Annotated in this window: 21 protein-coding genes; 11 read left to right on the top strand and 10 right to left on the bottom strand. The window is 71.5% G+C overall.

Going from position 1 to position 26,029, the window contains the following annotated elements:
* Positions 1-12: 12 nt before the first annotated feature.
* Complete coding sequence (locus ACIRHA_RS41065; protein WP_403856613.1) at positions 13-1,074, bottom strand: HAAS signaling domain-containing protein; 1,062 nt, start codon at positions 1,072-1,074, stop codon at positions 13-15.
* Positions 1,075-1,242: 168 nt separating this feature from the next.
* Between ACIRHA_RS41065 and ACIRHA_RS41060 the strand changes: the two genes are divergently transcribed.
* Positions 1,243-3,699 (top strand): helicase-associated domain-containing protein, encoded by a 2,457-nt coding sequence (locus tag ACIRHA_RS41060; RefSeq protein ID WP_403856611.1) that lies wholly within the window; start codon positions 1,243-1,245, stop codon positions 3,697-3,699.
* Positions 3,700-3,762: 63 nt separating this feature from the next.
* Complete coding sequence (locus ACIRHA_RS41055; RefSeq protein WP_403856609.1) at positions 3,763-5,406, top strand: DNA repair helicase XPB; 1,644 nt, start codon at positions 3,763-3,765, stop codon at positions 5,404-5,406.
* A gap of 60 nt (positions 5,407-5,466) precedes the next feature.
* On the opposite strand, the gene ACIRHA_RS41050 is transcribed toward ACIRHA_RS41055, so the two are convergent.
* Positions 5,467-6,576, bottom strand: a complete 1,110-nt coding sequence (locus ACIRHA_RS41050; protein ID WP_403856607.1) for a glycosyltransferase 87 family protein — start codon at positions 6,574-6,576, stop codon at positions 5,467-5,469.
* 223 nt (positions 6,577-6,799) lie between these two features.
* Positions 6,800-9,082: a heavy metal translocating P-type ATPase gene (locus ACIRHA_RS41045; protein ID WP_403856605.1), complete on the bottom strand. Its 2,283-nt coding sequence runs from the start codon at positions 9,080-9,082 to the stop codon at positions 6,800-6,802.
* A 199-nt stretch (positions 9,083-9,281) separates the two neighbouring features.
* Here ACIRHA_RS41045 and ACIRHA_RS41040 point away from each other — a divergent pair, with 199 nt between their 5' ends.
* A complete protein-coding gene (locus tag ACIRHA_RS41040; RefSeq protein ID WP_403856603.1) occupies positions 9,282-9,977 on the top strand; it encodes a copper homeostasis protein CutC in 696 nt (231 codons plus the stop codon).
* Positions 9,978-10,137: 160 nt separating this feature from the next.
* Here ACIRHA_RS41040 and ACIRHA_RS41035 read toward each other — a convergent pair whose 3' ends face one another.
* Complete coding sequence (locus tag ACIRHA_RS41035) at positions 10,138-12,108, bottom strand: HelD family protein (RefSeq protein ID WP_403856727.1); 1,971 nt, start codon at positions 12,106-12,108, stop codon at positions 10,138-10,140.
* 357 nt (positions 12,109-12,465) lie between these two features.
* On the opposite strand from ACIRHA_RS41035, the gene ACIRHA_RS41030 reads away from it, so the two are divergent.
* A complete protein-coding gene (locus ACIRHA_RS41030; protein ID WP_403856601.1) occupies positions 12,466-13,122 on the top strand; it encodes a hypothetical protein in 657 nt (218 codons plus the stop codon).
* 208 nt (positions 13,123-13,330) lie between these two features.
* Positions 13,331-14,545 (top strand): Cmx/CmrA family chloramphenicol efflux MFS transporter, encoded by a 1,215-nt coding sequence (locus tag ACIRHA_RS41025; protein ID WP_403856725.1) that lies wholly within the window; start codon positions 13,331-13,333, stop codon positions 14,543-14,545.
* Positions 14,546-14,561: 16 nt separating this feature from the next.
* Here the strand turns inward: ACIRHA_RS41025 and ACIRHA_RS41020 are convergent, their stop codons facing one another.
* Together ACIRHA_RS41020 and ACIRHA_RS41015 are read right to left on the bottom strand one after the other, a co-directional pair.
* On the bottom strand, positions 14,562-14,828 hold the full coding sequence (locus tag ACIRHA_RS41020; RefSeq protein ID WP_403856599.1) for a DUF4031 domain-containing protein: 267 nt from the start codon (positions 14,826-14,828) through the stop codon (positions 14,562-14,564).
* Between the two features lie 7 nt (positions 14,829-14,835).
* Entirely contained in the window at positions 14,836-15,216 is a 381-nt protein-coding gene (locus tag ACIRHA_RS41015; protein WP_403856597.1) for a hypothetical protein, read from the bottom strand.
* Positions 15,217-15,362: 146 nt separating this feature from the next.
* Between ACIRHA_RS41015 and ACIRHA_RS41010 the strand changes: the two genes are divergently transcribed.
* The 4 genes from ACIRHA_RS41010 (at position 15,363) to ACIRHA_RS40995 (ending at position 19,744) form a co-directional block, all read left to right on the top strand.
* Positions 15,363-16,292, top strand: a complete 930-nt coding sequence (locus tag ACIRHA_RS41010) for a MurR/RpiR family transcriptional regulator (protein ID WP_403856595.1) — start codon at positions 15,363-15,365, stop codon at positions 16,290-16,292.
* Positions 16,293-16,537: 245 nt separating this feature from the next.
* Positions 16,538-17,479, top strand: coding sequence for an N-acetylmuramic acid 6-phosphate etherase (gene murQ, locus ACIRHA_RS41005; RefSeq protein WP_403856723.1), 942 nt, complete (start codon positions 16,538-16,540; stop codon positions 17,477-17,479).
* A 58-nt stretch (positions 17,480-17,537) separates the two neighbouring features.
* A complete protein-coding gene (locus ACIRHA_RS41000; RefSeq protein WP_403856593.1) occupies positions 17,538-19,073 on the top strand; it encodes a PTS transporter subunit EIIC in 1,536 nt (511 codons plus the stop codon).
* 380 nt (positions 19,074-19,453) lie between these two features.
* Entirely contained in the window at positions 19,454-19,744 is a 291-nt protein-coding gene (locus ACIRHA_RS40995) for a hypothetical protein (RefSeq protein ID WP_403856591.1), read from the top strand.
* Between the two features lie 65 nt (positions 19,745-19,809).
* On the opposite strand, the gene ACIRHA_RS40990 is transcribed toward ACIRHA_RS40995, so the two are convergent.
* Positions 19,810-20,031, bottom strand: coding sequence for a hypothetical protein (locus ACIRHA_RS40990; RefSeq protein WP_403856589.1), 222 nt, complete (start codon positions 20,029-20,031; stop codon positions 19,810-19,812).
* A 116-nt stretch (positions 20,032-20,147) separates the two neighbouring features.
* Here ACIRHA_RS40990 and ACIRHA_RS40985 point away from each other — a divergent pair, with 116 nt between their 5' ends.
* Positions 20,148-20,987 (top strand): Scr1 family TA system antitoxin-like transcriptional regulator, encoded by an 840-nt coding sequence (locus ACIRHA_RS40985; RefSeq protein WP_403856587.1) that lies wholly within the window; start codon positions 20,148-20,150, stop codon positions 20,985-20,987.
* Positions 20,968-21,255, top strand: coding sequence for a DUF397 domain-containing protein (locus tag ACIRHA_RS40980; RefSeq protein WP_403856585.1), 288 nt, complete (start codon positions 20,968-20,970; stop codon positions 21,253-21,255). The genes ACIRHA_RS40985 and ACIRHA_RS40980 overlap by 20 nt, the downstream gene beginning before the upstream one ends.
* Before the next feature lie 172 nt (positions 21,256-21,427).
* On the opposite strand, the gene ACIRHA_RS40975 is transcribed toward ACIRHA_RS40980, so the two are convergent.
* The 3 genes from ACIRHA_RS40975 to ACIRHA_RS40965 form a co-directional block, all read right to left on the bottom strand.
* Positions 21,428-23,065: an IS200/IS605 family accessory protein TnpB-related protein gene (locus tag ACIRHA_RS40975; RefSeq protein ID WP_403856584.1), complete on the bottom strand. Its 1,638-nt coding sequence runs from the start codon at positions 23,063-23,065 to the stop codon at positions 21,428-21,430.
* A 537-nt stretch (positions 23,066-23,602) separates the two neighbouring features.
* The gene (gene groL, locus ACIRHA_RS40970) at positions 23,603-25,228 is read right to left on the bottom strand and encodes a chaperonin GroEL (RefSeq protein WP_266712587.1); all 1,626 of its coding nucleotides are present in this window, start codon (positions 25,226-25,228) and stop codon (positions 23,603-23,605) included.
* Positions 25,229-25,528: 300 nt separating this feature from the next.
* Positions 25,529-25,735, bottom strand: a complete 207-nt coding sequence (locus tag ACIRHA_RS40965; protein ID WP_030576453.1) for a cold-shock protein — start codon at positions 25,733-25,735, stop codon at positions 25,529-25,531.
* Positions 25,736-26,029: the final 294 nt, after the last annotated feature.

Raw genomic sequence — 26,029 nt, 5'->3', positions numbered from 1 at the left:
GCGTGACAGGCCTCAGAGCCGTGGTGAGCGGGCCCGCCACACCAGGTAGAGCGCCGAGGCGAACGCCGCGCAGCGCAGCACCCACGGCCACGTCTCGTCGAGCGCGCCGCTCAGCCGGCCGTCGGCGATCGGATCGCCCCAACGCCCGTCGCCACGCCCCCACAACCAGACGATGCCGCTGAGCGCGGCGAGCCCCGGCAGGCCGAACACCGCCCACTTCTTCTGCCCGATGGTCAGCTGCCGGGACAGGTAGACGACGGCCCAGCCGATCAGCAGCACGAGGATGTTGCCGAGTACGGCGCCGACGACCAGGGCGAGGGCGGCGAGCAGCAGGAAGGGCTGGTTGAAGGAGCGGCCGAAGGAGGCGCGGGGGACGCGGCCGGCCACGCCGCGGGGCCGGAAGAGGCGGCGGGTCCTGCCGGGGCCGGACTCGTCGTCCTCCTCGTACTCGTCCTCTTCGTATGCGTCCTCTTCGTACTCGTCCTCGGCCCTGGCCGGTTCGGGGATCGGGCGCTTACGGAGGTCGGGACCGCGGCCCGCTCCCGGCGGCTTGAGGATGTCCGGTATCTCTATGCCTCCGACGAACCCCGGCACGTCGTCGACCTCGGTACCCGGTATGCCGCCCCCGGCGCGCCACCAGTCGGCGGCCTCGACCGTGCCCAGTTCGTCGGTCCCCGCGAGGTGCACGGGCGTCGGCCCGTCGTCCGCGTCCGCTTCGACGGGTGACTCGGCCGGCGTCGCCCTGCGGCGTACGCGGGCCTTCGGCACGATCCGGCCGAGCGTGCCCCTGCCCTGCCCGGGCTCGTCGGGCGTGGGACCCGCGGCGCCGAAGTCGAAGGTGCCGTCGCCGTCCTTCGCCCCGGCGACGATCTGGTCCGGCGTGCCGATCCGGCCGATCAGCCTGCGCACGGCGGCGGGGCTTTCGGCGCCGCCCGCTGCGCGGCGTTTGTCGATCTCGGAGCGGAGGTCGGCGACGAGGCGCATGCGGGTCGATGACGGGAGTTGCCGTGACTGGGCCAGGTCTCCGACCTTGCTCAGGTAGTCGAAGACGATCTGATCACTCTCGATCCCCACGAAGTCCCCTCCGGGGTGGCGCTGTTGACGTTCCGACGGTATCGCGGATGTTTCCGGGAGTCCGTCCCCCGGTCCCGGGGCTCTGCCCCGGACCCCGCGCCTCAATCGCCGGCGGGGCTGAGAACCAGCCCCTGCGGCGATTGAGCCCCGGGCCGCTAACGTGGTGCGATGAGCAGCGACGAGCAGACGACCGCGGCAGCACCCCGCTCCCTCGCGGAAGCGCTCCGCGCACGCAACGACAGTTCCCTCGCAGCGCTCCTGCGCGCCCGCCCGGACCTGCTGGGCCCCGTGCCGAACGACATGACGCAGCTCGCCACCCGCGCCGGCACCCGCGCCTCGGTCATCCGCGCGCTCGAGCGCCTGGACCGCTACACGCAGCAAGTGGCGCAGGCCCTCGCCGTGGCCCCGGACCCCACGACGTACGACACGCTGGAGACCCTCCTCCCCGGCGAGGACTCCGTCGCCGCGCTCCCCCGCGCCGTCGCCACCCTCCGTGGGCAGGCCCTCGCCTGGGGCGGCGACGACCAGCTGCGCCTCGTCCGCACCGCCCGCGAACTGCTCGCGCCCACCCCCCAGCACCCGTCCCCGACCGGGCTCGGCCCCACCGTCGCCGAGGTCACGTCGGGGATGTCGCCGGGGCGCGTGCAGGAGATCGTCGCGGCGGCGGGCCTGCCGTCGACGCACGATCCGGTCTCCGCCGTGGCCGCGCTCACCGCCCTGTTCACCGACCCGACCCGCATGTCGGCGCTGCTCGACGAGGCGCCGACCGAGGCCATCGACGTACTGAACCGGCTGGTCTGGGGCCCGCCGTACGGCCAGGTCACGGCCCAACCGGCGGCGCACCTGCGGTGGTTGCTCGACCGCGGTCTGCTCGTGCCGACCAACCCCGGCACCGTGGTGCTGCCGCGCGAGACGGCGCTGCACCTGCGCGGCGGCCGCGCCCACCGGACACTCGAACCGCTCGCACCACCCCTGCGGGAGAAGGCGGCGCACCGTCCACAGGTTGTGGACGCGACGGCGGCGGCCGAGGCGTACACGGCGGTGACGACCGTCGAGGAGCTGCTGAAGGACTGGGACGAGGGCGGGCCCGCCGTGCTCCGCGCGGGCGGCCTCAGCGTCCGCGACCTCAAGCGCACCGCCGTCGCCCTCGACAGCACCGAGCAGACCGCCGCCTTCTGGGTCGAACTCGCTTACGCAGCAGGCCTGTTGGCACCCGACGGCGAGGCCGACGAACGCTACGCCGCGACGCCCGCGTACGACGAGTGGGTACTGCTGCCGCCCGCCGAGCGCTGGGGACGGCTCGCGGCCGCGTGGCTGCCCGCGACCCGCACGGCGGGCCTGGTGGGCGGCCGTGACGGCAAGGACAGAACGCTGTCCGCCCTCGGCCCGCACCTGGACCGTTCGGCGGCTCCCGAGGTACGGGGCCGGGTGCTCGCCCTGCTGCACGACGAGCTGCCGGAGGGCTCCTCCCCCGAGCCCGACTCGGTGATCGAACGCCTCACCTGGGAACGCCCCTCCCCCGCCGCCCTCGACCTCCGCACCCGCCTCGCCCAATGGACCCTCACGGAGGCCGAACTCCTCGGCATCACGGGCCGCGGAGCGCTGTCCGCGCACGGGCGATCCCTACTCCAGCCCCTCGCAAATCAAGCCCCGCCGGCGATTGAGGCGCGGGGTCCGGGGCAGAGCCCCGCGACCGACCGCGCCGCGAAGCTCCTCGCTCCGCTGCTCCCCGAACCCCTCGACCACGTCCTCCTCCAGGCCGACCTCACCGCAGTCGCACCCGGCCCCCTGGAACGCCCCCTCGCAGACGCCCTCTCCGTCCTCGCGGACATCGAGTCGAAGGGCGGCGCCACGGTCTACCGCTTCACACCGGGCTCCGTACGCCGCGCACTCGACTCCGGCCGCACCGCGTCCGACCTGCAAGCCTTCCTCGCCGAACACTCCCGGACACCCGTCCCGCAGCCCCTCGCCTACCTCATCGACGACGTCGCCCGCCGCCACGGCCACCTGCGGATCGGCGCCGCCTCCGCGTACGTACGCTGCGACGACGACGCCGTGCTCGGCGAGATCATGGCGGACAAGCGGTCCGCGCCACTGCGCCTGCGCCGCCTCGCGCCGACCGTCCTCGCGGCCCAGGCCGACCCCGGCACGCTCCTCGAAGGCCTGCGCTCCATGGGCTTCGCCCCGGCCGCCGAGACCCCCGAGGGCGACGTCCTGATCGCCCGCGCGCACGCCCACCGCACGCCGCCCCGCACCGCGCCCGACCCGGTCCCGGACGGCCCGCCGCTGCCCGACGACACCCTCGTCGAGGCGGCGCTGCGGGCGATCCGCGCGGGCGACGCCGCCTCCACCGCCCCGCGCAAGCAGGCCCCCGCCCACCCCGGCAACGGCGAGCTGCCGCGCACAGGATCCGCCGAGACCCTCGCCACGATGCAGGCCGCGGTCCTCACGGGCGAGGCCCTGTGGATCGGCTACGTCAACGCGGAGGGCGCCGCGAGCCAGCGCGTCATCGCCCCCGTCCGCGTCGAGGGCGGCTTCGTCACGGCGTACGACCACACCGCCGACGAGGTCCGCACGTATCCGCTGCACCGCGTGACGGGGGTGGCGGAGCTCTCGGAGCAGTGACGCCCCCCGCCTGCCGGGATGCGGCACACTGGACGTTTGGCCCGTGCGGAAGGAAGTGCGTACGTGAACGGTCCACTCATCGTCCAGAGCGACAAGACCCTGCTCCTCGAGGTCGACCACGAGAAGGCCGACGCCTGCCGCCGGGCCATCGCGTCGTTCGCCGAGCTGGAGCGGGCTCCCGAGCACATCCACACCTACCGGGTGACGCCGCTCGGGCTGTGGAACGCGCGGGCCGCCGGGCACGACGCGGAGCAGGTCGTGGACGCGCTGGTGGAGTTCAGCCGGTACCCCGTGCCGCACGCGCTGCTCGTCGACATCGCCGAGACGATGGACCGCTACGGGCGCCTCACGCTCAGCAAGCACCCCGCGCACGGCCTCGTGCTCACCAGCACCGACCGTCCTGTCCTTGAGGAGATCCTCCGCTCGAAGCGGGTCCAGCCGCTGGTCGGCGCCCGGATCGACGCCGACACCGTCGCCGTGCACCCCTCCGAGCGCGGTCAGATCAAGCAGACGCTGCTGAAGCTGGGCTGGCCGGCCGAGGACCTCGCCGGGTACGTGGACGGCGAGGCGCACGAGATCGCGCTCGACGAGACCGAGTGGTCCCTGCGCCCGTACCAGAAGCAGGCCGTGGAGAACTTCTGGCACGGCGGTTCCGGTGTCGTCGTCCTCCCCTGCGGCGCGGGCAAGACGCTCGTCGGCGCCGGGGCCATGGCCGAGGCGAAGGCGACCACGCTCATCCTCGTCACGAACACCGTCTCGGCCCGTCAGTGGAAGCACGAGCTGATCAGGCGGACGTCGCTGACCGAGGAGGAGATCGGCGAGTACAGCGGTACGAAGAAGGAGATCCGCCCGGTCACCATCGCCACGTACCAGGTTCTGACGACGAAGCGGAAGGGTGTGTATCCGCACCTGGAGCTGTTCGACTCCCGCGACTGGGGCCTGGTCGTCTACGACGAGGTGCACCTGCTGCCCGCGCCGGTCTTCAAGTTCACCGCCGACCTCCAGGCCCGCCGCCGCCTCGGCCTGACCGCGACCCTCGTACGCGAGGACGGCCGCGAGTCCGACGTCTTCTCGCTCATCGGCCCCAAGCGGTTCGACGCTCCGTGGAAGGAGATCGAGGCGCAGGGCTACATCGCGCCCGCCGACTGCGTCGAGGTCCGGGTGAACCTGACGGACTCCGAGCGGCTCGCCTACGCCACCGCCGAGGCCGAGGAGAAGTACCGGTTCTGTGCGACGACGGCCACGAAGCAGAAGGTGACGGAGGCGCTGGTCCACAAGCACAAGGGTGAGCAGACGCTCGTCATCGGCCAGTACATCGACCAGCTCGACGAGCTGGGTGAGCACCTGGACGTGCCCGTCATCAAGGGTGAGACGACGAACGCGGTGCGCGAGAAGCTCTTCGAGGCGTTCCGGCAGGGCGAGATCAACGTCCTGGTGGTCTCCAAGGTCGCGAACTTCTCCATCGACCTGCCGGAGGCGACGGTCGCGATCCAGGTGTCCGGCACGTTCGGCTCGCGCCAGGAGGAGGCGCAGCGGCTGGGCCGCGTTCTGCGCCCGAAGGCCGACGGCCACGAGGCCCGCTTCTACTCGGTCGTCGCCCGCGACACCATCGACCAGGACTTCGCGGCGCACCGCCAGCGTTTCCTGGCGGAGCAGGGCTACGCCTACCGAATCGTCGACGCGGACGAACTCCTCGCGGAGAGCTGACCCGCCCCCGTTACGGTCGACCGTCCCCCGGCCACGGGGCTCCGCCCCGGACCCCGCTGCTCAATCGCCGCAGGGGCTTGATCGGCTACGGTCGGCCGTCGCCGCCTTGGGCAATCTGCCGCCTTGGGCGGCAGGGTGGGCAAGGCGGCGCCCCGGTGCAGCGTGCGCAGGGCGGTAGGCCCAGAGCACGGCGCAGCCGGCCAGGGCGTACGGGGACGCCAACGGCTGTTGCCACCAAGGGAGTTGCAGGTCAAGAGCCCCCTCGTGCGGCAGCAGCCACATCGTGCGGGCCGTGAAGAGGGCCGCGAGCCCCCACGCCGTACGCCGTCGGCCCTCCGCCCACACCACCGCGATCAGCGGCACGCACCACACCCAGTGGTGCGACCAGCTGATGGGTGAGACGAGCAGCGCGGTGAACGCCGCGAGCACCACCCCGCGGGGCCCCTGGACGCGCCACGCCACGTACAGCCCCACCACCGCGACGCCCCCGGCCGGCACCGCCCACAACAACCCCGGCTCGGCGGTGTGCAGCACCCTCGCGACCAGCCCCTGCAAGGACTGGTTGTCCACGATCCACGCCTTGCCGACCCGCCCCGTCTCGTAGAGCCGCCGCGCCCAGAACTGCCCACTGGCGTACGGCAGTACGAGCGCACCCACCGCGACGGTGCCGACGAACCCGCCGACCGCGCAGGCCGCTTCCCGCCGCCTCCCCGTCAGCCACAGGTACACGATGAAGATCGCGGGCGTGAGCTTGATGCCGGTGGCGATGCCGAGCGCGAGGCCCTTGCCGGGCGCGCCGGGCGGCCGCGTCAGATCCCACAGGATGAGGCAGGCGAGGGCGAGGTTGATCTGCCCGAACAGCACCGTCTGGAAGACCGGTTCGAGCCACAGCGCGAGCGCCGCGACCGCGCACACCGCCGCCCGCGACACCCACAGCCCCGCGAGCCGGCAGGACAGCCGGACCAGGACCACGACCAGCGCGATGTTGCCGAGGAGGAAGACGCCCTTGAGCACCGGCAGCGACACCCACGCCATCGGCGCGAACAGCAACGCCGCGAACGGCGGATAGGTCGCCGGCAGCCCCCACTCCGTCACGGCGAACCCATAAAGATCCCTCCCACCCGCAAGCACCGCACCCCCCTCGGCCCGATAGACGACCACGTCCGCCATGGGGGCGGACTGGAGGACGCAGAGCCCGAGGAGGGCGATGACGGAGACAACGAGAAGAAGAAAAGGACCAGCAACACGCACACGGTCAATCACGACAAGTGACCCTATTTCAACCACCAAGGCTCTGCCCCGATTGAGCCGGCCTTTCAAGCCCCGCTCTTGTGACGAGAGCCAGCGGGGTCCGGGGCAGCGCCCCGATCTTTAAAGCCCCGCCGCCGCGCGCCTAGAAACTCCCCCGGAACCCCCGCAACCGCAGACTGTTCCCCACCACGAACACCGACGAAAACGCCATCGCCGCCCCCGCGATCATCGGACTCAGCAACCCCGCCGCGGCCAGCGGAATCGCCGCCACGTTGTAGGCAAACGCCCAGAACAGGTTCACCTTGATCGTCCCCAGCGTCCGCCGCGACAGCCGAATCGCGTCGACCGCCGCCCGCAGATCACCCCGTACGAGCGTGAGGTCCCCCGCCTCGATCGCCGCATCCGTCCCCGTGCCCATCGCAAGCCCCAGGTCCGCCTGCGCGAGCGCCGCCGCGTCGTTGACGCCGTCGCCGACCATGGCCACCGAACGCCCCTCGCCCTGAAGGCGCTTGACGACGTCGACCTTGTCCTGCGGCAGCACCTCCGCGATGACGTCCGCCGGATCCGTGATGCCGACCTCCGCCGCCACGGAACGGGCCACCGCCTCGTTGTCCCCGGTCAGCAGCACCGGCCGGAGCCCGAGCCCGCGCAGCCGCCGGACGGCCTCCGCGCTGGTCTCCTTCACCGCGTCGGCGACTTCGAGGACCGCGCGCGCCTCGCCGTCCCAGGCCACGGCGATCGCCGTACGCCCGGCCTCCTCGGCCTCCGCCTTGGCCTTCGCGAGCGACTCGGGCAGCTTGATCTCCCACTGCGCGAGCAGCGCCTCGCGCCCGACGAGCACCGCGTGCCCGTCCACGACGCCCTGGACGCCGAGCCCGGCGACGTTCACGAAGTCCTCGGGCGTAGGCAGCGCCCCGGCCTCGGCCGCCGCCCCCGCCGCCACGGCCTGCGCGATCGGGTGCTCGGAGGCGTGCTCCAACGCGCCCGCCAGGCGCAGCGCTTCGGCGCGCGAGACGCCTTCGGCGGTGTGCGCCGCGAGCAGGGTCATCCGGCCCGTCGTCACGGTTCCGGTCTTGTCGAGGACGATCGTGTCGACCTTGCGGGTGGTCTCCAGGACCTCCGGGCCCTTGATCAGTACGCCGAGCTGGGCGCCGCGACCGGTGCCGACCATGAGGGCGGTGGGCGTCGCGAGGCCGAGGGCGCACGGGCAGGCGATGATCAGGACCGCGACCGCCGCGGTGAAGGCCGCCGTCAGACCCGCCCCGCTGAGCAGCCACCCGGCGAGTGTGACGAGCGAGAGCGCGATGACGACCGGCACGAACACCGCTGAGATCTTGTCGGCGAGGCGCTGGGCGGCGGCCTTGCCGTTCTGCGCGTCCTCGACGAGCTTCGCCATCCGGGCGAGCTGGGTGTCGGCGCCGACGCGGGTGGCCTCGACGACGAGCCGCCCGCCCACGTTCAGCGTGGCGCCCGTGACCGCGTCCCCGACCGCGACCTCGACCGGTACGGACTCGCCGGTGAGCATGGAGGCGTCCACGGCGGAGGAACCCTCGACCACGGCACCGTCGGTGGCGATCTTCTCCCCGGGCCGCACCACGAACCGGTCCCCGACCTTCAACTCGCTTACGGGGATGGTCTCCTCGCGCCCACCGCCGCGTACGACGGTCACGTCCTTGGCGCCCAGGTGCAGCAGCGCCCTGAGCGCGGCGCCCGCCTTCCGCTTGGAGCGCGCCTCGAAGTAGCGGCCCGCGAGGATGAACGCGGTGACGCCGGCGGCGGCCTCCAGGTAGATGTTCCCCGCGCCGTCGGTGCGGGCGATGGTCAGCTCGAAGGGGTGCGTCATGCCGGGCATGCCGGCCGTACCGAAGAACAGCGCCCACAGCGACCACAGGAACGCGGCGGAGACCCCGACCGAGACCAGGGTGTCCATGGTGGCGGCGCCGTGCCGCGCGTTGGTGAAGGCGGCCTTGTGGAAGGGCCAGGCCGCGTACACGACGACGGGCGCGGCGAGGGTCAGGGACAGCCACTGCCAGTACTCGAACTGGAGGGCCGGGATCATCGACATCGCGACGACGGGCACGGCGAGCACGACGGCAGTGATCAGCCGCTCCCGCAGCGTCCGGAGCTCGTGGCTCTCCACCTCGCCCTCCGCGTCCCCGCTTCCCTCCGCATCGGGCACCGGGGCGGTCGGGGGCGCGGGCTGCTGCGCCGAGTACCCGGTGGCCTCGACCGTGGCGATGAGGTCCGCGACCTCCACCCCGTCCGCGTAGCTGACCTTGGCCTTCTCGGTCGCGTAGTTGACGGTCGCCTCGACGCCGTCCATGCGGTTCAGCTTCTTCTCGATACGGGCGGCGCACGACGCGCAGGTCATGCCGCCGATCGCGAGTTCCACCTGTTCGGGCGGGACGACGGTCTGCGCCGACATGGTGCCTCCTCGATTGCGGGGTGGGTCCGAGTACGCTCCGAGTACCCCCTATGGGTACCTCATCACGTGATCCAGTTATACCCCCTGGGGGTACCTTGCGCAAGGGGTGCGGGCGCGCGGCGGGGAGTGCTCGCGCTCGCGGTGCCCGCGGCGTAAAGTGAGCGCCGCGGATCAATGGACTAGACCTGTCTGGAGCCTCATGAGCGAGCGTGCACTCCTGGAGGTGATCGCCCTCGACGCCGAGGACGCGGTCGCCGCTCAGGCCGGAGGTGCGGACCGGCTCGAGCTGGTCACGGACATGGCCGCGGACGGGCTTACGCCGGCCGTGGAGACGTTCACGGCGATCCGCGCCGCTGTGGACATCCGGCTGCGCGTGATGCTGCGACTCGCCGACGGGTTCGCGGCGGGGGACGTCTCCGCTCTCGTACGTGCCGCGCGGGCGCTGCGGGCGGCGGGCGCGGACGAGTTCGTGCTCGGGTTCCTCGACGAGCAGGGTGGTCCCGACCTGGCGGCGGTGGAGTCGGTCGTGGCCGAACTCGACGGCTGCCGCTGGACGTTCCACCGGGCCATCGACCGGGCCGCCGATCGCGACGCGCTCCGTAAGCAGCTCGCCGATCTGCCGGGGCTCGACACGTACCTCACCGCGGGTTCGGCGGGTGGGGTGGACGCGGGGCTCGATGTGCTTCTCGCGGAGGCGTCCCGCACGGTTTCGGGTGAGCCGGGTTACGCGCAGCAGCTCCTGGTGGGCGGGGGCCTCCGCCTCGACCACCTGCCGGCCCTGCGGGCGGCGGGTGTCTCGGCCTTCCACATCGGCGGAGCGAGCCGCCCCGCGGGTTGGTCGGCCCCGGTGTCATCGACCGCGGTACGCGTCTGGCGCGAGGCCCTGGACTCATAACGGCCAACCGCCCCCACGCCACGGGGCTCCGCCCCGGACCCCGCGCCTCAAACGCCGGCGGGGCTTGATAGATCAAGCCCCGCCGGTGAGTGGGCATTTCAAGCCCCTGCGGCGATTGAGCAGCGGGGTGCGGGGCGGAGCCCCGGCCTTTCGGCGTCGGTCACGGCTGGGTCAAGGCCGGAGGCAACGGTGCCGAGTGGGTGACCAGCAGGCCCGAGACCGCACGCGTCAGCGAAACGTACAGGCGGCGCAGCCCCGTCCGTTCGTCCGGTTCGCCGTCGACCACGGCCGCCGGCTCGTCCAGGACCACGTAGTCGTACTCCAACCCCTTGGCGAGAGACGCCGGGACCAGCGTCAACCGCGCCGACGCCGTCGTCTCCTCGCCAGGAGCGAGATACCCGAGCCCCGCCTCCGCCAAGGCCCGCGCCAGCACCCCGCACCGCGCGTCCGCCGCGATCAGCCCCACCGACCCCTCGTACCGCAACGCCTCGACGCACGCCTCCACCACGTCCCCGACCCCGTCCACGACCCGCACCTCGAACGCCCCCGGGTTCTCCCGGACCGACGCCACCGGCCTGAGCCCCGGCGCGATCTCCGGCAACAGCCGCGACGCGTACGCGATGACGTCCGTCGGGACACGGAAGCCCGCCGTCAGCTCCTCCACGAGGGCGTCCGACTTGCCGAGGTGGGCGAGCGCAGCGTCCCAGCTCCGCGTCGCCCACGGCGTCGTACCCTGCGCGAGATCCCCGAGAACCGTCACCGAACCCGTCGTCGCCCTCCGCCCCACCGCCCGGTACTGCATGGGCGACAGGTCCTGCGCCTCGTCGAGGACGACATGGCCCAGCGAGTGGGTCCGCTCGATCAGATCCGTCGCCTCGTCGATCAACACCGCGTCCGCCGCGGACCACTTCGCGCTCTTCACGCTCCGCGCCGGCTTCTCCCACAGCACCGTCTTCTGCTCGTGCGCGTCGAGCAACCCGTCCGCGTGCTCGGCCAGGAAGTCCGCGTCCGAGAGCAGCCGCAGCACCAGCTTCGCGGGGTCGACCGCCGGCCACACCTCCTTCACCAGCGCCTTCACGGCGGCATTGCGCGCCACCGCGCTCTGCACCCGGTCGTCGGGCGCCTCGCCCGCACGCTCCATCTGGACGAGCACGGCGTGCGCGACCCGCTGCGACAGCGCCTCGCGCGCGGCCCCGTACCGCATGTCGCGCGCCGCCAACTCCCGTACGATCTCCTCCAGTTCGTACGAGGCGACGCGCCAGCGCCGCGAGCCGCGCACGACCACCACGCCTTCGGCCGGCAGGCCGATGTGCGAGCGCAACGCCCGCCGCAGCACCTCCGCCATCCGGGCGTCGCCCTTGACCATCGCGGCGGCGGGATCATCGGCGCCCCGCACCTCCACCCGCGCCACGAGGTCGTCCACGGTCGCCTGCTTGACCTCCAACTCGCCGAGTGCGGGCAGCACTTGCTCGATGTAGTGGAGGAAGGACGCGTTCGGCCCGATGACCAGCGTCCCCGTCCGCGCGAGCCGCTCCCGGTGCGCGTAGAGGAGATACGCGACGCGGTGCAGGCCGACGGCGGTCTTTCCGGTGCCGGGCCCGCCCTGTACGCAGACGGACCCCGCGAGGTCGGCGCGCACGATCTCGTCCTGCTCCGGCTGGATCGTCGCGACGATGTCGCGCATCGGTCCGACACGCGGCCGCTCGATCTCCTGCTGGAGCAGCTTGCTGGTGCGCTCGATCTCCGCCGGGTCGGTGAGGTGCTCGTCCTCGTACGCGGTGAGGTCCCCGCCCGTGTAACCGAAGCGGCGGCGCAGCGCGACGTCCATCGGGTCCTTCTTGGACGCCCGGTAGAAGGGCTGCGAGACGGGTGCGCGCCAGTCGATGACCATGGGGTCGCCGTCGGCGTCGTGCACGTGCCGCCGCCCGATGTAGAACTTCTCGCCACTGTCGCCCTCGGCGAGCTCCGCGCCCGGGGCGTGCAGATAGTCGAGCCGGCCGAAGAAGAGCGGGGTGTGGCTGAGGTCGGCGAGCGCCTTGATCCGCGCGTCGATCTGGTGCTGGAGGACCTCGGCGTTCACCCAGTTCGCGGTGACGTCGCGGATGTCGAGCGCCTGCGCGTCCTCGCGCATCGCGCGCAGGGCGGCGCGGGACGAGACCAGGTGCCCGCGCTCGTGGTCGAGCGGCGAGGGCGCGGGCGCGGACGACGACGGTGACGTGCTCACGGGGTTCTGCCTCCGGATCCGGGTACGCGTACAGAGCAGTCCCGGCCGGTTTCCGTCCGGTCGGTGGCGCTCCGACTGGCCGTCGGAGCGGCGCAGGGAGGTGGCAGACGGGCGAGTGTACGGGACGGCTGCCGCCGGGGGCGAACGGTTTTCTGGGCGGTCCGCCGCCCCCACGCCACGGGGCTCCGCCCCGGACCCCGCGCCTCAAACGCCGGCGGGGCTGGAAGGATCGGGGCTCCTGTCGACGGGGCTAGGGTCGGTCGCATGATGCACGAAGACCACACGGCCAACCCGGACCTGCGTGAGCGCTGGGCTCGCACCCTGCGCGCGGTGGCCGGGGGCGCGGGGCCCGACCCGTACCCGTACGCCGACAATCTGCTGGCCCGGTGGTCCGAGCCGCAGCGCAGGTATCACACGGTCGACCATCTGACGGCGGTGCTCGACCACATCGACGTGCTGGAGGAGCACGCGGATGACGCCGGGCTCGTACGGCTCGCGGCCTGGTTCCACGACGCGGTGTACCGGCCGGACCGCTCGGAGAACGAGGAGCGGTCCGCCGTTCTGGCCGAACGTGCGCTGGCGGAGGCCGGATTGCCGGACGCCCAGGTCGCCGAGGTCGCCCGGCTCGTCCGGCTGACCGTCACCCACGACCCGGCCGAGGACGACGCCAACGGCGAGGCCCTGTGCGATGCCGACCTGGCGATCCTGGCGGCGCCCGCGCCCGCGTACGCCGCGTACACGAAGGCGGTCCGCGAGGAGTACGCCTTCGTGCCGGACGAGGCGTTCCGGGACGGCCGGGCCGGTGTTCTGCGTCAACTCCTCGACCTGCCACGGCTGTTCCGCACCCCGCACGGCAGGTCCCACTGGGAGTCCGCCGCCCGCGAGAACCTGACGGCCGAGCTGGACCTGCTGACGCCCTGACGGCCTGACGGCCGGGCACGTAGCGCGGCGCGTGTGAACGGCGTACGTGAGCGGCGCGTGTGAACGGCGTACGAACGATGCGCCACGACCGCCCCGTCCGGGAATGCCACCCGTCACGCCCCGGTTGGCTCCTTACATGTCCCCACAGCCCAGCCCTCCGGACTCACCGGACTCCCCGACCCCCACCACTCTCCGCTCGAACACCCGGATGCCCCTGGCCGTCTACATCCTCGGCCTCAGCGTCTTCGCCCTGGGCACCAGCGAGTTCATGCTCTCCGGCATCCTGCCCGCGGTCGCCGACGACATGGACGTCACGATCCCGCAGGCCGGGCTGCTGATCTCGGCCTTCGCGATCGGCATGGTGGTCGGCGCCCCGCTGCTCGCCGTGGCGACGCTGCGGCTGCCGCGCCGGACCACCCTGATCTCGCTCATCACGGTGTTCGGCCTGGGCCAGGTCGCGGGCGCGCTCGCCCCGACCTACGCGATCCTGTTCGCCTCCCGCGTCGTCTCGGCCCTCGCCTGCGCCGGTTTCTGGGCGGTCGGCGCGGCGGTCGCCATCGCGATGGTGCCGGTGAACCAGCGGGCCCGCGCCATGGCCGTCATGATCGGCGGCCTGTCGATCGCGAACGTGCTCGGCGTCCCGGCGGGCGCGTTCCTCGGTGACGGGCTCGGCTGGCGCGCCGCGTTCTGGGCGGTGGGCGTCGCCTCCGCGATCGCCCTCGTCGGCATCGTGACGCTGGTGCCGAAGATCCCGGTGCCCGCCGAACGCCCGCGGCTCAAGCGGGAGTTGAGCATCTACGCCGACCGCCAGGTGTGGCTCTCCATCGCCGTCACCGCGCTCGCCGCGGGTGGTGTCTTCTGCGCGTTCAGCTATCTCTCGCCGCTTCTGACGGATGTCGCGGGCCTGCCCGAGAGCTGGGTTCCGGCCGTGCTCGCCCTGTTCGGGTTCGGCGCCCTCGCCGGTACGACGCTGGGCGGGCGGATCGCCGACGCGCACCTCTTCGGGGTCCTGCTGACCGGCATCACCGCGTCCACCGTCTTCCTCGCGGCGCTCGCCGTGCTCGGCCATGTCGCGCTCGCCGCGGTGGTCCTGTCCTTCCTGCTCGGCTTCTCCGCGTTCTATACGGCGCCGGCGCTCAACGCCCGGATGTTCAACGTCGCGGGCGCCGCGCCCACTCTGGCGGGGGCCACCACGACCGCCGCGTTCAACCTGGGCAATACGGGTGGGCCCTGGCTCGGGGGGACGGTCATCGACGCGGGGCTCGGATATCCGGCGACCGCGTGGGCCGGCGGGGCGATGACGGTGCTGGCGCTTGCCCTCACCGTGGTGTCGTTGCGGCTGCACCGGCGTACGCGGTCGAGGGTTGTGACGGGGTCGGGCAGCGGCGCGGCGCTCCCCGACCTCAGCAAGGTGAGCTCCTAGGACGAGGTGGGCGGCCTCACCAGGGCCGCCCCTTCGGCCTGCGCAGCCCCGCCTCCGTAAGTCTGCGCACCAGTTCCTTCGAGCCGATCTCGACCGCGCCCGCGCGCACCGCGTCCTCGTACCGGTGCGACGGGAGGTCGTAATGGTCGCGCTCGAAGGCGCGCGGCGGAACGCCCAACTTCTCGGCGAACGCGTGGAGTTCGTCGTACGAGACGTCGCTGACCAGGTGCGACCACATACGGTTGTGGCCCGGCCAGGTCGGCGGGTCGATGTAGACCGTCAAGAGACCGTCACCCCGTCACCGACCCGAGACCGCCCACCGGCGCCACGGACACGCCCGCCTCCGAGCACACCCAGTGCGGGTCCGCGCCCAGCTCCGGCTCGACGTCCAGCGCGTGCGGGGCCTCGGCACCGGAGCCGGGACCGCACACCGGGCAGAGCGGCCAGCGGCCGTGGCGCTCCAGGATCCCGTCCTTGACGTCCTGGGCGACGAGCCCGGTCACGAACTCCGCCCCCTCCGGCCACTGCTCCACCCACCAGCGCCGCTCGACGATCGACTCCTCCACGAGCGACACGATGTCCGGATCCGCGACGTCCCCCGCCTTCAAATCCGCGAGCACAAGGGCACGGGCCGCGTGCAGGGCCTGCTCCAAGGGGCTGATGGTGTCCATCCCCCAATTGTGCGCCCTCGCGCGCTCAAGCCCCGCTCTTGTGACGAGAGCCAGCGGGGTCCGGGGCAGCGCCCCGTGACCGCGACCACACCTCCCGGGCCGAAGGACCCTTGACCCCACGGCCCCGCGAAAATATCTTTCATTACGTGAGCAAAGACGTGAAGGAAAGTTTCGCCGGAGACGCGCCGCCGGCCCCCGCGGCCCTCGCCGCCAAGGTCCGCACCCTCGCCCCCTCCATGACCCGCTCCATGCAGCGCGTCGCCGAGGCCGTCGCCGGGGACCCGGCCGGCTGCGCGGCCCTGACCGTCACCGGACTCGCCGAGCTCACCTCCACCAGCGAGGCCACGGTCGTCCGCACCGCCCGCATCCTCGGCTACCCCGGCTACCGCGACCTGCGCCTGGCACTCGCGGGACTCGCCGCCCAGCAGCAGTCGGGCCGGGCCCCCGCCGTCACCGCGGACATCGCCGTCGACGACCCGCTGACCGACGTCGTCGCCAAGCTCGCCCACGACGAGCAGCAGACCCTCGCCGACACCGCCGCCGCGCTCGACACCGCGCAGCTCGGCGCCGCCGTGAGCGCCATGGCGGCCGCGGGCCGCGTCGAGGTCTACGGCATGGCGGCCTCCGGCCTCGTGGCCCAGGACCTCGCGCAGAAGCTGCTGCGCATCGGCCGCCACGCGTACGCGCACTCCGATCCGCACCTGGCCGTCCACAACGCGGTGACGCTCCGCTCCGGGGACGTGGCGGTGGCGATCACCCACTCCGGCACGACCGGGGACGTGATCGAGCCGTTGCGGGTCGCCTTCGAGCGTGGCGCCACCACGATCGCGATCACCGGTCGTCCCGGCAGCCCGGTCGCCCAGTACGCCGACCACATACTGACGACGTCCATCGCGCGGGAGAGCGAGTTGCGCCCGGCGGCGATGTCCTCGCGGACCAGCCAGCTCCTGGTCGTGGACTGCCTGTTCGTGGGCATCGCCCAACGCACCTACGAAACAGCGGCCCCGGCCCTCTCCGCCTCCTACGAGGCCCTGGCCCACCGCCACCAGTCCGCTCCGCGGGGAGGCCGCCGCTAATGCCCGCCACACCTCTCCCCCAGCCACGGGGCTCCGCCCCGGACCCCGCGCCTCAAACGCCGGCGGGGCTGGATCGCCTCAATCGCCGGCGGGGCTTGATGAATCAAGCCCCTGCGGCGATTGAGCAGGCCTTTCAAGCCCCTGCGGCGACTGAGCAGCGGGGTCCGGGGCAGCGCCCCGTGACCGCAACCCCGTCGCCGCGCAACGAGAAGCCCGCCCCGCCCACCGCACAGAAGGCGCCCCCGATGACCGCCACCCCCGACGCCAACTACCGCGACCTGCGCGAGCAGCTCGCCACCCTCACGACGGAGGCGTTCCGCCCGGAACTCGCCGAGATCGACCAGCTCTCCACCCAGGAGATCGCCAAGCTGATGAACGGCGAGGACGCCACCGTCCCCACCGCCGTCGCCGCCCAACTCCCCCAGATCGCCGCCGCGATCGACGGCACCGCCGACCGCATGGCCCGCGGCGGCCGCCTCATCTACGCGGGCGCCGGCACCGCGGGCCGCATGGGCGTCCTCGACGCCTCCGAGTGTCCGCCCACCTTCAACACCTGGGACGGCCAGGTCGTCGGCCTGATCGCGGGCGGCCCCTCCGCCATGGTCAAGGCCGTGGAGGGCGCCGAGGACTCCAAGGAACTCGCCGCCGCCGACCTGGACGGCATCGACCTCACCGAGAACGACATCGTCGTCGGCATCTCGGCCTCGGGCCGCACCCCGTACGCGATCGGCGCCGTCGAACACGCCCGCACCCGCTACGGCGCACTCACCGTCGGCCTGTCCTGCAACGCGGACAGCGCCCTCGCCGCCGCCGCGGACCACGGCATCGAGGTCGTCGTCGGCCCCGAGCTGCTCACCGGCTCCACCCGCCTGAAGGCGGGCACGGCCCAGAAGCTCGTACTCAACATGCTGTCGACGATCTCCATGATCCGACTCGGCAAGACGTACGGAAACCTCATGGTCGACGTACGCGCGTCGAACGAGAAGCTGCGGGCCCGCTCCCGCCGCATCGTCTCCCTCGCCACCGGCGCCGACGACGACGACATCGAGGCCGCGCTCGCCGCGACCGACGGCGAGGTCAAGAACGCCATCCTCGTCGTGCTCGGCGACGTGGACGGGCCGACGGCGGCCCGCCTGCTGACCGAGTCCAACGGACACCTGCGCACGGCGCTCGCGTCCACCGTCTGACCCCTCCCCCTCCCGAGGCGGCCCCGCTCCCTCCCCGCACAGCAAGGCACAACGCACCATGGCCGATAACGCCGAGAACAAGAACCGCGCCGTCGCCGCCGCGATCCTCCCGCTCGTCGGCGGCGCAGCGAACGTCACCTCCGTGGTCCACTGCATGACCCGGCTCAGGCTGGGTCTCGCGGACCGTTCGCTCGTCCAGGACGAGGCGCTGAAGGCGCTTCCCGACGTCATGGGCGTCGTCGAGGACGAGACGTACCAGATCGTCCTCGGGCCCGGAAAGGTCGCCCGGGTCACGCCCGAGTTCGAGACCCTGGTCGAGGAGGGCAAGGCCGCCGCTCCGGCACCGGAGCCCACCGCCGGGCACTCCGCCGAAGACCTCGCCGCCCAGGGCGCGGCGATGAGGGCCCAGCAGAAGGCGAAGAACGCGACGCCGTTCAAGCTGTTCCTGCGCAAGATCGCCAACATCTTCGTGCCGCTGATCCCGGCCCTGATCGGCTGCGGCATCATCGCCGGCCTCAACGGCCTGATGATCAACCTCGGCTGGCTGCCGTCGGTCACCCCCGCACTCGCCGCGATCGCCTCCGGCTTCATGGCGCTGATCGCGGTGTTCGTCGGCTACAACACGGCGAAGGAGTTCGGCGGTACGCCGATCATCGGTGGCGCCGTCGCGGCGATCATCGTCTACCCGGGAGTCGCCGAGATCTCGGCGTTCGGGCACAAGCTCTCCCCCGGCCAGGGCGGCGTCCTCGGCGCGCTCGGCGCGGCGGTGCTCGCGGTCTACATCGAGAAGTGGTGCCGCAAGTGGGTCCCGGAGTCGCTGGACGTCCTGGTGACACCCACCCTCACGGTCCTGATCTCCGGCCTGGTCACGATCTTCGGCCTGATGTTCGTGGCGGGCGAGGTCTCCACCGCCATCGGCACGGGCGCCAACTGGCTCCTGGAGAACACCGGCGTCTTCGCCGGCGCGGTCCTCGGCGGCCTCTTCCTCCCCCTCGTCATGCTGGGCCTGCACCAGGCCCTGATCCCCATCCACACCACCCTGATCGAGCAGCAGGGCTACACGGTCCTCCTCCCCATCCTGGCGATGGCGGGCGCGGGCCAGGTCGGCTCGGCGATCGCGGTCTACAAGAAGCTCAAGCACAACAAGTCGATCCGCAAGACCATCAAGTCGGCGCTCCCGGCGGGCTTCCTGGGCGTCGGCGAACCCCTGATCTACGGTGTCTCGCTCCCCCTCGGCCGCCCGTTCATCACGGCGTGCGTCGGCGGTGCGGCGGGCGGCGCGTTCATCGGCGTCTTCTCGATGCTCGGCACCCAGGTCGGCTCGACGGCCATCGGCCCGTCCGGCTGGGCCCTGTTCCCGCTCCTCGACGGCAACAAGGGCCTGGGCCTGACCTGCGCGATCTACCTGGGCGGCCTGCTCGTCGGCTACATCGTCGGCTTCCTGGCCACGTACTACTTCGGCTTCACACAGGACATGCTGGTCGAGTTCAACCAGGACGTGGACGCGGGCGAATCCCCCGAGGCCCACGCGGAGGCGAACCCGTCGGCCCCGAAGCCGGCCTCCACCACGGGCAAGGAACCGGCGAAGGTCTAGCGGGCGCCCCTCACACGCCGCGAGGTCGGCACCCCGTACGGAACGGGGCGCCGACCTCGCGGCGTGATGGACGCGGGGACTACCGCAGCGGCCACGTACGACCCGACGTACCACACATCCCACAGTCCGTTCCCGACGTGCGTTCCCGTGGAGCGCGTCCCACTGCTCGTTCGACATGATCACCGTATGCCCCGGCGGCTCGGGCTGATGATCGGCGGCGCACGCGGCAGACGCACCCGCCCCCGCCAGGGCCATGGCCGCCAGAGCCGTCGTCAGTACGCGCACACTCAACCTGTTGGTCATGCCCGCCCAACAAGCGCCGTCACCCGCAGGCCACCGCTCCACATGCGCCCGGACCGGCCCTCCCGCATCCTGGCCCCATGGCTGACAGCACCCTTTCGAAGATCTCCTGGACCGAGTTCCGCCCGGACCGGCGCCGGCTGACCGCGGGGGCCGCGCTCACCGGGATCGGCACCCTCACCGCGATGGCCGGGATCGGCGTCCTCGTCTACGAGCTGGCCCGCGCGGGCCGCAGCTGGACCGGCACCTGGGACGTCCCGCCCGCCGAACTGGCCTCCCGCGCCCTCCACCAGGCCCAGGCCGCCGCCACCAGCGCCACCCGCGCGGGCCGCGACACCTGGCAGAGCTTCTCCGAGCAGTCCTCGGCCTGACCGGTCGGCCGAAACCGCGCCCGAGGCCCCCTCACCTCGGGCGCGGTTTCGGCTGCCCGGACGGCTCACGTCCCGCGCCGCCCCTCGTGCAGTACGGCGACGATCCGCATCGCCGTATCAAAGTTCACGCACCCCAGATCGACGAGCGGATACCCGACCTCACCGGCCGCCGACACGGGGTCCACCCGCAGCGACGGCAGCACAATCCCCAACACCCCGGTTTCCGCCCGCAGTTGAGCGACCACCTCCTCGACCACCCGCAACCGCTCCGCGCTCCGCACCGCCATCACGCACTCCTCCACTCCCGGTTCCACTTTCGCCACCCAGAGTGACCGTCCTCGCTCTACGCTGGCCAGGGGCAACGGCCCAACAGACGCCGCTGCTGGACCGGGAGTTGATGCACGTGACCGGACCCAAGGACCTCGACCCGTCGTCGCGCCGCGTAATGATCGGCGAAGAACTCCGCCACGCGCGCGAGAGAGCGGACCTCACCCAACAGTCGCTGGGCGAGCTGCTGTTCGTCAGCGGTTCGTACGTGGGCCAGATGGAGGCGGGCACGCGCCGCATCCTGCCGGACATGGCGGCCCGTCTGGACGAGGAGCTGAAGACGGGCGGCTTCTTCGCCCGTAACTGCGTGAAGGCGAACAGGTCCCGCTTCCCCGAGCACTTCGCGGAGGCGGCCGAGGCCGAAGCCATAGCGACGGCCATCCGTCAGTACGCGGCCCTGCTCATCCCCGGCCTGCTCCAGACACGGGCGTACGCGGAGGCGGTCTTCCACGCGTACCAGCCCACCGCGCCGGACGACCGGATCGACGGCCTGGTCGCCGACCGCCTGACGCGGGCGCGCCTGCTCGACGATCCAACAACGCCGTTGTTGTGGACGGTCCTGGACGAGGCGGCACTGCGCCGCGCGGTCGGCGGACCGCAGGTCATGGCGGAGGCGCTGCACCACGTGGCGGACTTGGCTCGACGACACCGCGTGCTGGTGCAGGTCCTGCCGTTCGGCGAGGGCGCGCACGCGGCGATGGAGGGCACCCTCAAGCTGATGGAGTTCGAGGACGCCCCACCGCTCTCCTTCGTCGAGGCCCCCGACATGGGCAGGCTCACCGACGACCCGGCCACGGTCGCCCGCCACACCTTCATGTTCAACCTCCTCCAGGCGACGGCCCTTTCGCCCCTGGATTCCCTGGCCCTGATCGAGACGGTGGCGCAGGATTACGCCCATGAGGAACAGCACCCCTGAGTACGACCTGAACGACGCCGCCGCCTGGAGCTGGCACAAGTCCAGCTACAGCGGCGGCCAGGGCGGCGACTGCGTAGAGGTCGCCACCTGGCGCAAGTCCAGCTACAGCGGCGGCAGCGGAGGCGACTGCCTCGAAGTCGCCGACACCCACACCCCGGTGACGGGCATCGTGCCGGTCCGGGACTCCAAGAACCCCGACGGCCCGAAGCTCGCGTTCCGGGCGGAGACCTGGTCCACGTTCATCGCCGACCTGCGACGGACCACGTAACCATCACCCCGAGGCTCAAGCGCCGCGCCCCGAGCCCTGCTTTCAAGGATTGGGTGGTGGGTCTCAACCCACCCACCCTCCCCGCGAGTTGGGGAATCCGGACACTTCTCGTCACCGGCTTGCCGCGGAGGGTAACCACGCTCTAACGTGCCCGATAACCGAACGACCGTTCCTAGATAGTGAGCGGGAGTGAGTCGTAGATCCACTGCCGCTCACTACGCCCGTCCCGAACGGTGTTGGGCGGGCTGGGTCGCCGCTTTCGCTTCCCCGGCGGCGACACCACTTGGGGTGGTGGTCCGGTCCGGGGCGGGCGGGTTCCCTCACGCCCGGGTTGTCGGGGTGCGGCCTGGACGGTCCGATGCCCCACGCGATCGCTCCGGTCACGTGGGGGCGGTGCCGTCCGTCGCCGCGCCCCGAATCCCCGGGCGCGCCTTCCGATCACGAGGCTGGCAGCCTCGTGCCGGGTGGTCTGGTGGGTGGCGGTTGAGGTCGACTGTTGCCAGTGCTGTCCACCCCATCTACTGCTGTACGCGGCATCGACCGCGATCACGCTGATGTCCTGCCCGGCAGACATGGAGATGAGCCGGGCGGCCAGGCGTGCGGTTGGGAAACGGGAGATGAGCCGGCGGAACTTCTTCTTGCGGCCGTGCTTCTCCCGGGTCGTGGAGTCGGTGAAGTCGAGGTTCTCGATCGCAATCGCACTCGCCCCGCACCGCTTGGCGTAGTGGAGCAGGCGGCTGGAGGCGTGCCGGATCTGCGCGTCGCGGTGCGCCGCGGTGCCGGACAGGTCGTAGTCGAAGCGCTCCGGGCGGCCGATGGGATTGCCGTGCCGATCGAGGCGCCAGGCCGCATAGTGATCGTTGTTGGTGTCCACGCCGATCACGGTGCCGCCGGCGAGTGCCGCCTTAAGCGACAGCTGCGTTGTGGCGGTGTGCCGCCAGGACGCGGTGACATACCAGCGGTCCCGTCCCACGTCGTAGTGGATGCGATAGGCGACCGCCCGGTTGGCTGCCACCCGGTCCGCCCACTCGGTGCCCCGATACGCGAAAACGGCACGCGCGTCCATGACGTACCGGCCGTGCGGGGCATTCGCCAGCCCGGCCAGCGGGGACGGGAGTTTCAGGCTCACCTGGCCGTCCGGGGTGAGGCGGATAGTCTGGTTGCCGCCGCGCTTGCCGGACTCGCCGTCGGCGGCCAGGAATAGGCGGGCCGCCTCCCAGTGTGCCCGCCACCCCGCCTCGTCAAGGCCCGCCGCATCCAGGTGGTGGCGGGTGGTGGCCAGGCGTTTGCCTCCGCGCACCACCCGCACCCGGCCCGCATCCCAGTCCGCACGCGCCGCCGCCAGCCGGTCGACAAGGACGTGCAGGCGGCGGGACTTGGCATGCCACTCACGCCGCGAGCGATACCCGCCCGGCACACCTCTGCTGCCCGGGGCTCCCAGATCCAGCGCCAGACGTTGCCGGATCCGGGCGATACCCGCCTCAAGATCCCGGATATTCGCGGCTAGGCACCGCCGAGCCAACGCCCACTGATCATGCGTGGCCCTCGTGATCGACCCCGCCCAGCGCGCCGACGAGGTGGCACTCAACTCCCGCTTACGCAGCGCCCATTGAGTTGCGTCGTGTTCCAGCCCGGCCGCACACCGCGCATTGATGTCCCGCCCGGCCAGGGACCCCAGATGCCGCCCCACCGCGCCCAGCACCTCAACATCATGCGCGGACAAGCCCTTCAGCCGGGTCCGCACCGCCACCCCATTCGGGGGCGGCGCAACGAACGGAGCCGCCAACACCCGCAGTGCATTGCCCGCCATCCCTCCGCCTCCCCGTGCGATCCGATCACCCGTCAAACACTCAACGAGCCAGGTCTCGTGAAGGTCACGCATTCGACCATGGCAACCCTGTTCCCGTCGCACACCCCACACGCCCACAATCACTCCTGCGAGGTAGAGCACAGTCACGACCGAGCAGTTCGCAACCCCAGGGAGTGCGAGTGAACACCGTCTCCCCCGGCCGGGTCCGTACAGCGATGTGCAAGAGCCTGACGGCTTATGGCGCCGGGCTCGCGGCCCCGACGGGCGTCCCCCACGCCGACCTCCCTGCGGGGCTGCCCTCAACCATGGGCATGCTCATCGGCCGGCTCGTCGAACCAGAAGAGGTCGCGGCCCTGATCACCTACCTCGCCTCCCCACCACCTGACACCGAAGCCCCGCCGGCGATTGAGGCGCGGGGTCCGGGGCAGCGCCCCGAGACGTCAACCACGGCTGGGGGCAACAAAAAGCTGAGGGCGGCCCCGTCTCACGTGGAGACGGAGCCGCCCTCAGCTACAGACGAGCTGAACCGCGACCGGCTCAGAAGTCCATGTCACCGCCCGGCATACCGCCACCGGCCGGCGCAGCGCCCGCCTTCTCCGGCTTGTCGGCGATGACGGCCTCGGTCGTGAGGAACAGCGCGGCGATCGACGCGGCGTTCTGCAGCGCGGAGCGCGTGACCTTCGCCGGGTCGATGATGCCCTCGGCGATCATGTCGACGTAGTCACCCGTGGCGGCGTTCAGACCGTGACCGACGGTCAGGTTGCGCACCTTCTCCACGACGACGCCACCCTCGAGACCACCGTTGACGGCGATCTGCTTGAGCGGGGCCTCCAGGGCGAGCTTCACGGCGTTGGCGCCGGTCGCCTCGTCACCCTCGAGCTCCAGCTTCTCGAACACCGCGGAGGCCTGGAGGAGGGCCACGCCACCACCGGCGACGATGCCCTCTTCGACGGCCGCCTTCGCGTTGCGAACGGCGTCCTCGATGCGGTGCTTGCGCTCCTTGAGCTCGACCTCGGTGGCCGCGCCCGCCTTGATGACGGCCACGCCGCCGGCGAGCTTGGCGAGGCGCTCCTGGAGCTTCTCGCGGTCGTAGTCCGAGTCGCTGTTCTCGATCTCGGCACGGATCTGGTTGACGCGACCCTGGACCTGGTCGCTCTCACCGGAGCCGTCGACGATCGTCGTCTCGTCCTTGGTGATGACGACCTTGCGGGCGCGGCCGAGCAGGTCGAGACCGGCGTTCTCGAGCTTGAGGCCGACCTCCTCGGAGATGACCGTGCCGCCCGTGAGGATGGCGATGTCGCCGAGCATGGCCTTGCGGCGGTCACCGAAGCCCGGGGCCTTGACGGCGACGGACTTGAAGGTGCCACGGATCTTGTTGACGACCAGGGTCGACAGGGCCTCGCCCTCGACGTCCTCGGCGATGATCAGCAGCGGCTTGCCGGACTGCATGACCTTCTCGAGCAGCGGAAGGAGGTCCTTCACGTTGCCGATCTTCGAGTTGACGATCAGGATGTACGGGTCCTCGAGCGAGGCCTCCATACGCTCCATGTCGGTGGCGAAGTACGCCGAGATGTAGCCCTTGTCGAAGCGCATGCCCTCGGTGAGCTCGAGCTCCAGACCGAAGGTCTGCGACTCCTCGACGGTGATGACGCCTTCCTTGCCGACCTTGTCCATCGCCTCGGCGATGAGCTCGCCGATCTGGGTGTCGGCGGCCGAGATGGAGGCGGTGGAGGCGATCTGCTCCTTGGTCTCCACCTCCTTGGCCTGCTCGAGGAGGGCGGCGGAGACGGCCTCGGTGGCGCGCTCGATGCCGCGCTTGAGGGCCATCGGGTTGGCGCCGGCGGCTACGTTGCGAAGGCCTTCGCGAACGAGCGCCTGGGCCAGGACGGTCGCGGTCGTCGTGCCGTCACCGGCGACGTCGTCCGTCTTCTTCGCGACCTCCTTGACCAGCTCGGCGCCGATCTTCTCGTACGGGTCCTCGAGCTCGATCTCCTTGGCGATGGACACACCATCGTTGGTGATCGTGGGGGCGCCCCACTTCTTCTCGAGGACGACGTTGCGACCCTTGGGGCCCAGGGTCACCTTGACGGCGTCGGCGAGCTGGTTCATGCCGCGCTCGAGGCCGCGCCGTGCCTCCTCGTCGAACGCGATGATCTTGGCCATGTGAAGTGGTCCTCCCGGACGGGGTGGAAAAGCAAGCAAACGGACCGTGCTGGTGCCCGCGACGGACGGCCTGCAGGCCTTGTGGTTCCTTGCACCACCCGGCCCCCGGACCTCACCGACCCGATCCAAGTTCTGTCACTCTCACTCGGAGAGTGCTAAGCCCAATGATTAGCACTCGACCCCCTCGAGTGCAAGGCCGTCCAGTGAACGCGCAGGTAGCACGAAGGGCCCGTCCCCGGTCAACCCGGGAGACGAGCCCTCCATGACGTGCGACGTGCAAGCTTGCAGTCGGACGCGCGTTCAGCCGGCGGCCACGCGGACCATGTCGGCCTGCGGCCCCTTCTGGCCCTGCGAGATCTCGAATTCCACCCGCTGACCCTCTTCGAGGGTGCGGTAGCCGTCCATCTGAATCGCGCTGTAGTGGACGAACACATCCGCACCACCGTCGACCGCGATGAAGCCGTACCCCTTCTCCGCGTTGAACCACTTGACGGTGCCCTGAGCCATGCCTAACTCCCCTATTACTGGCCCTTACGCAGGACCGCACTTCGCGGACCCGGGTCAGACCTCACGCCCCATGGGATATGGGGGTGTGCGCCGGAACGCGTCGACCGCGGCTGAATGTATCTGCCCAACTGCCGTCTGCAACAGGTCAGTCGGACGAGAATTCTGGGCACACCAGATCGGGGGAACCGGGCCAACTCACCGGATTCCAGGTCAAGTCGGGCCGCGTAAATGCCGTAAAAGGCCCGAAAGGGCCGAGCACTTTGGCTACTTCTTGTCGGGCTTCGGGCGAGAACT

The organism is Streptomyces sp. NPDC102360, from assembly GCF_044766085.1.
Taxonomy (GTDB): Bacteria; Actinomycetota; Actinomycetes; order Streptomycetales; family Streptomycetaceae; genus Streptomyces.
Note: the sequence above shows the minus strand (reverse complement) of the source record. Positions and strands in the feature narration are given on the sequence as shown.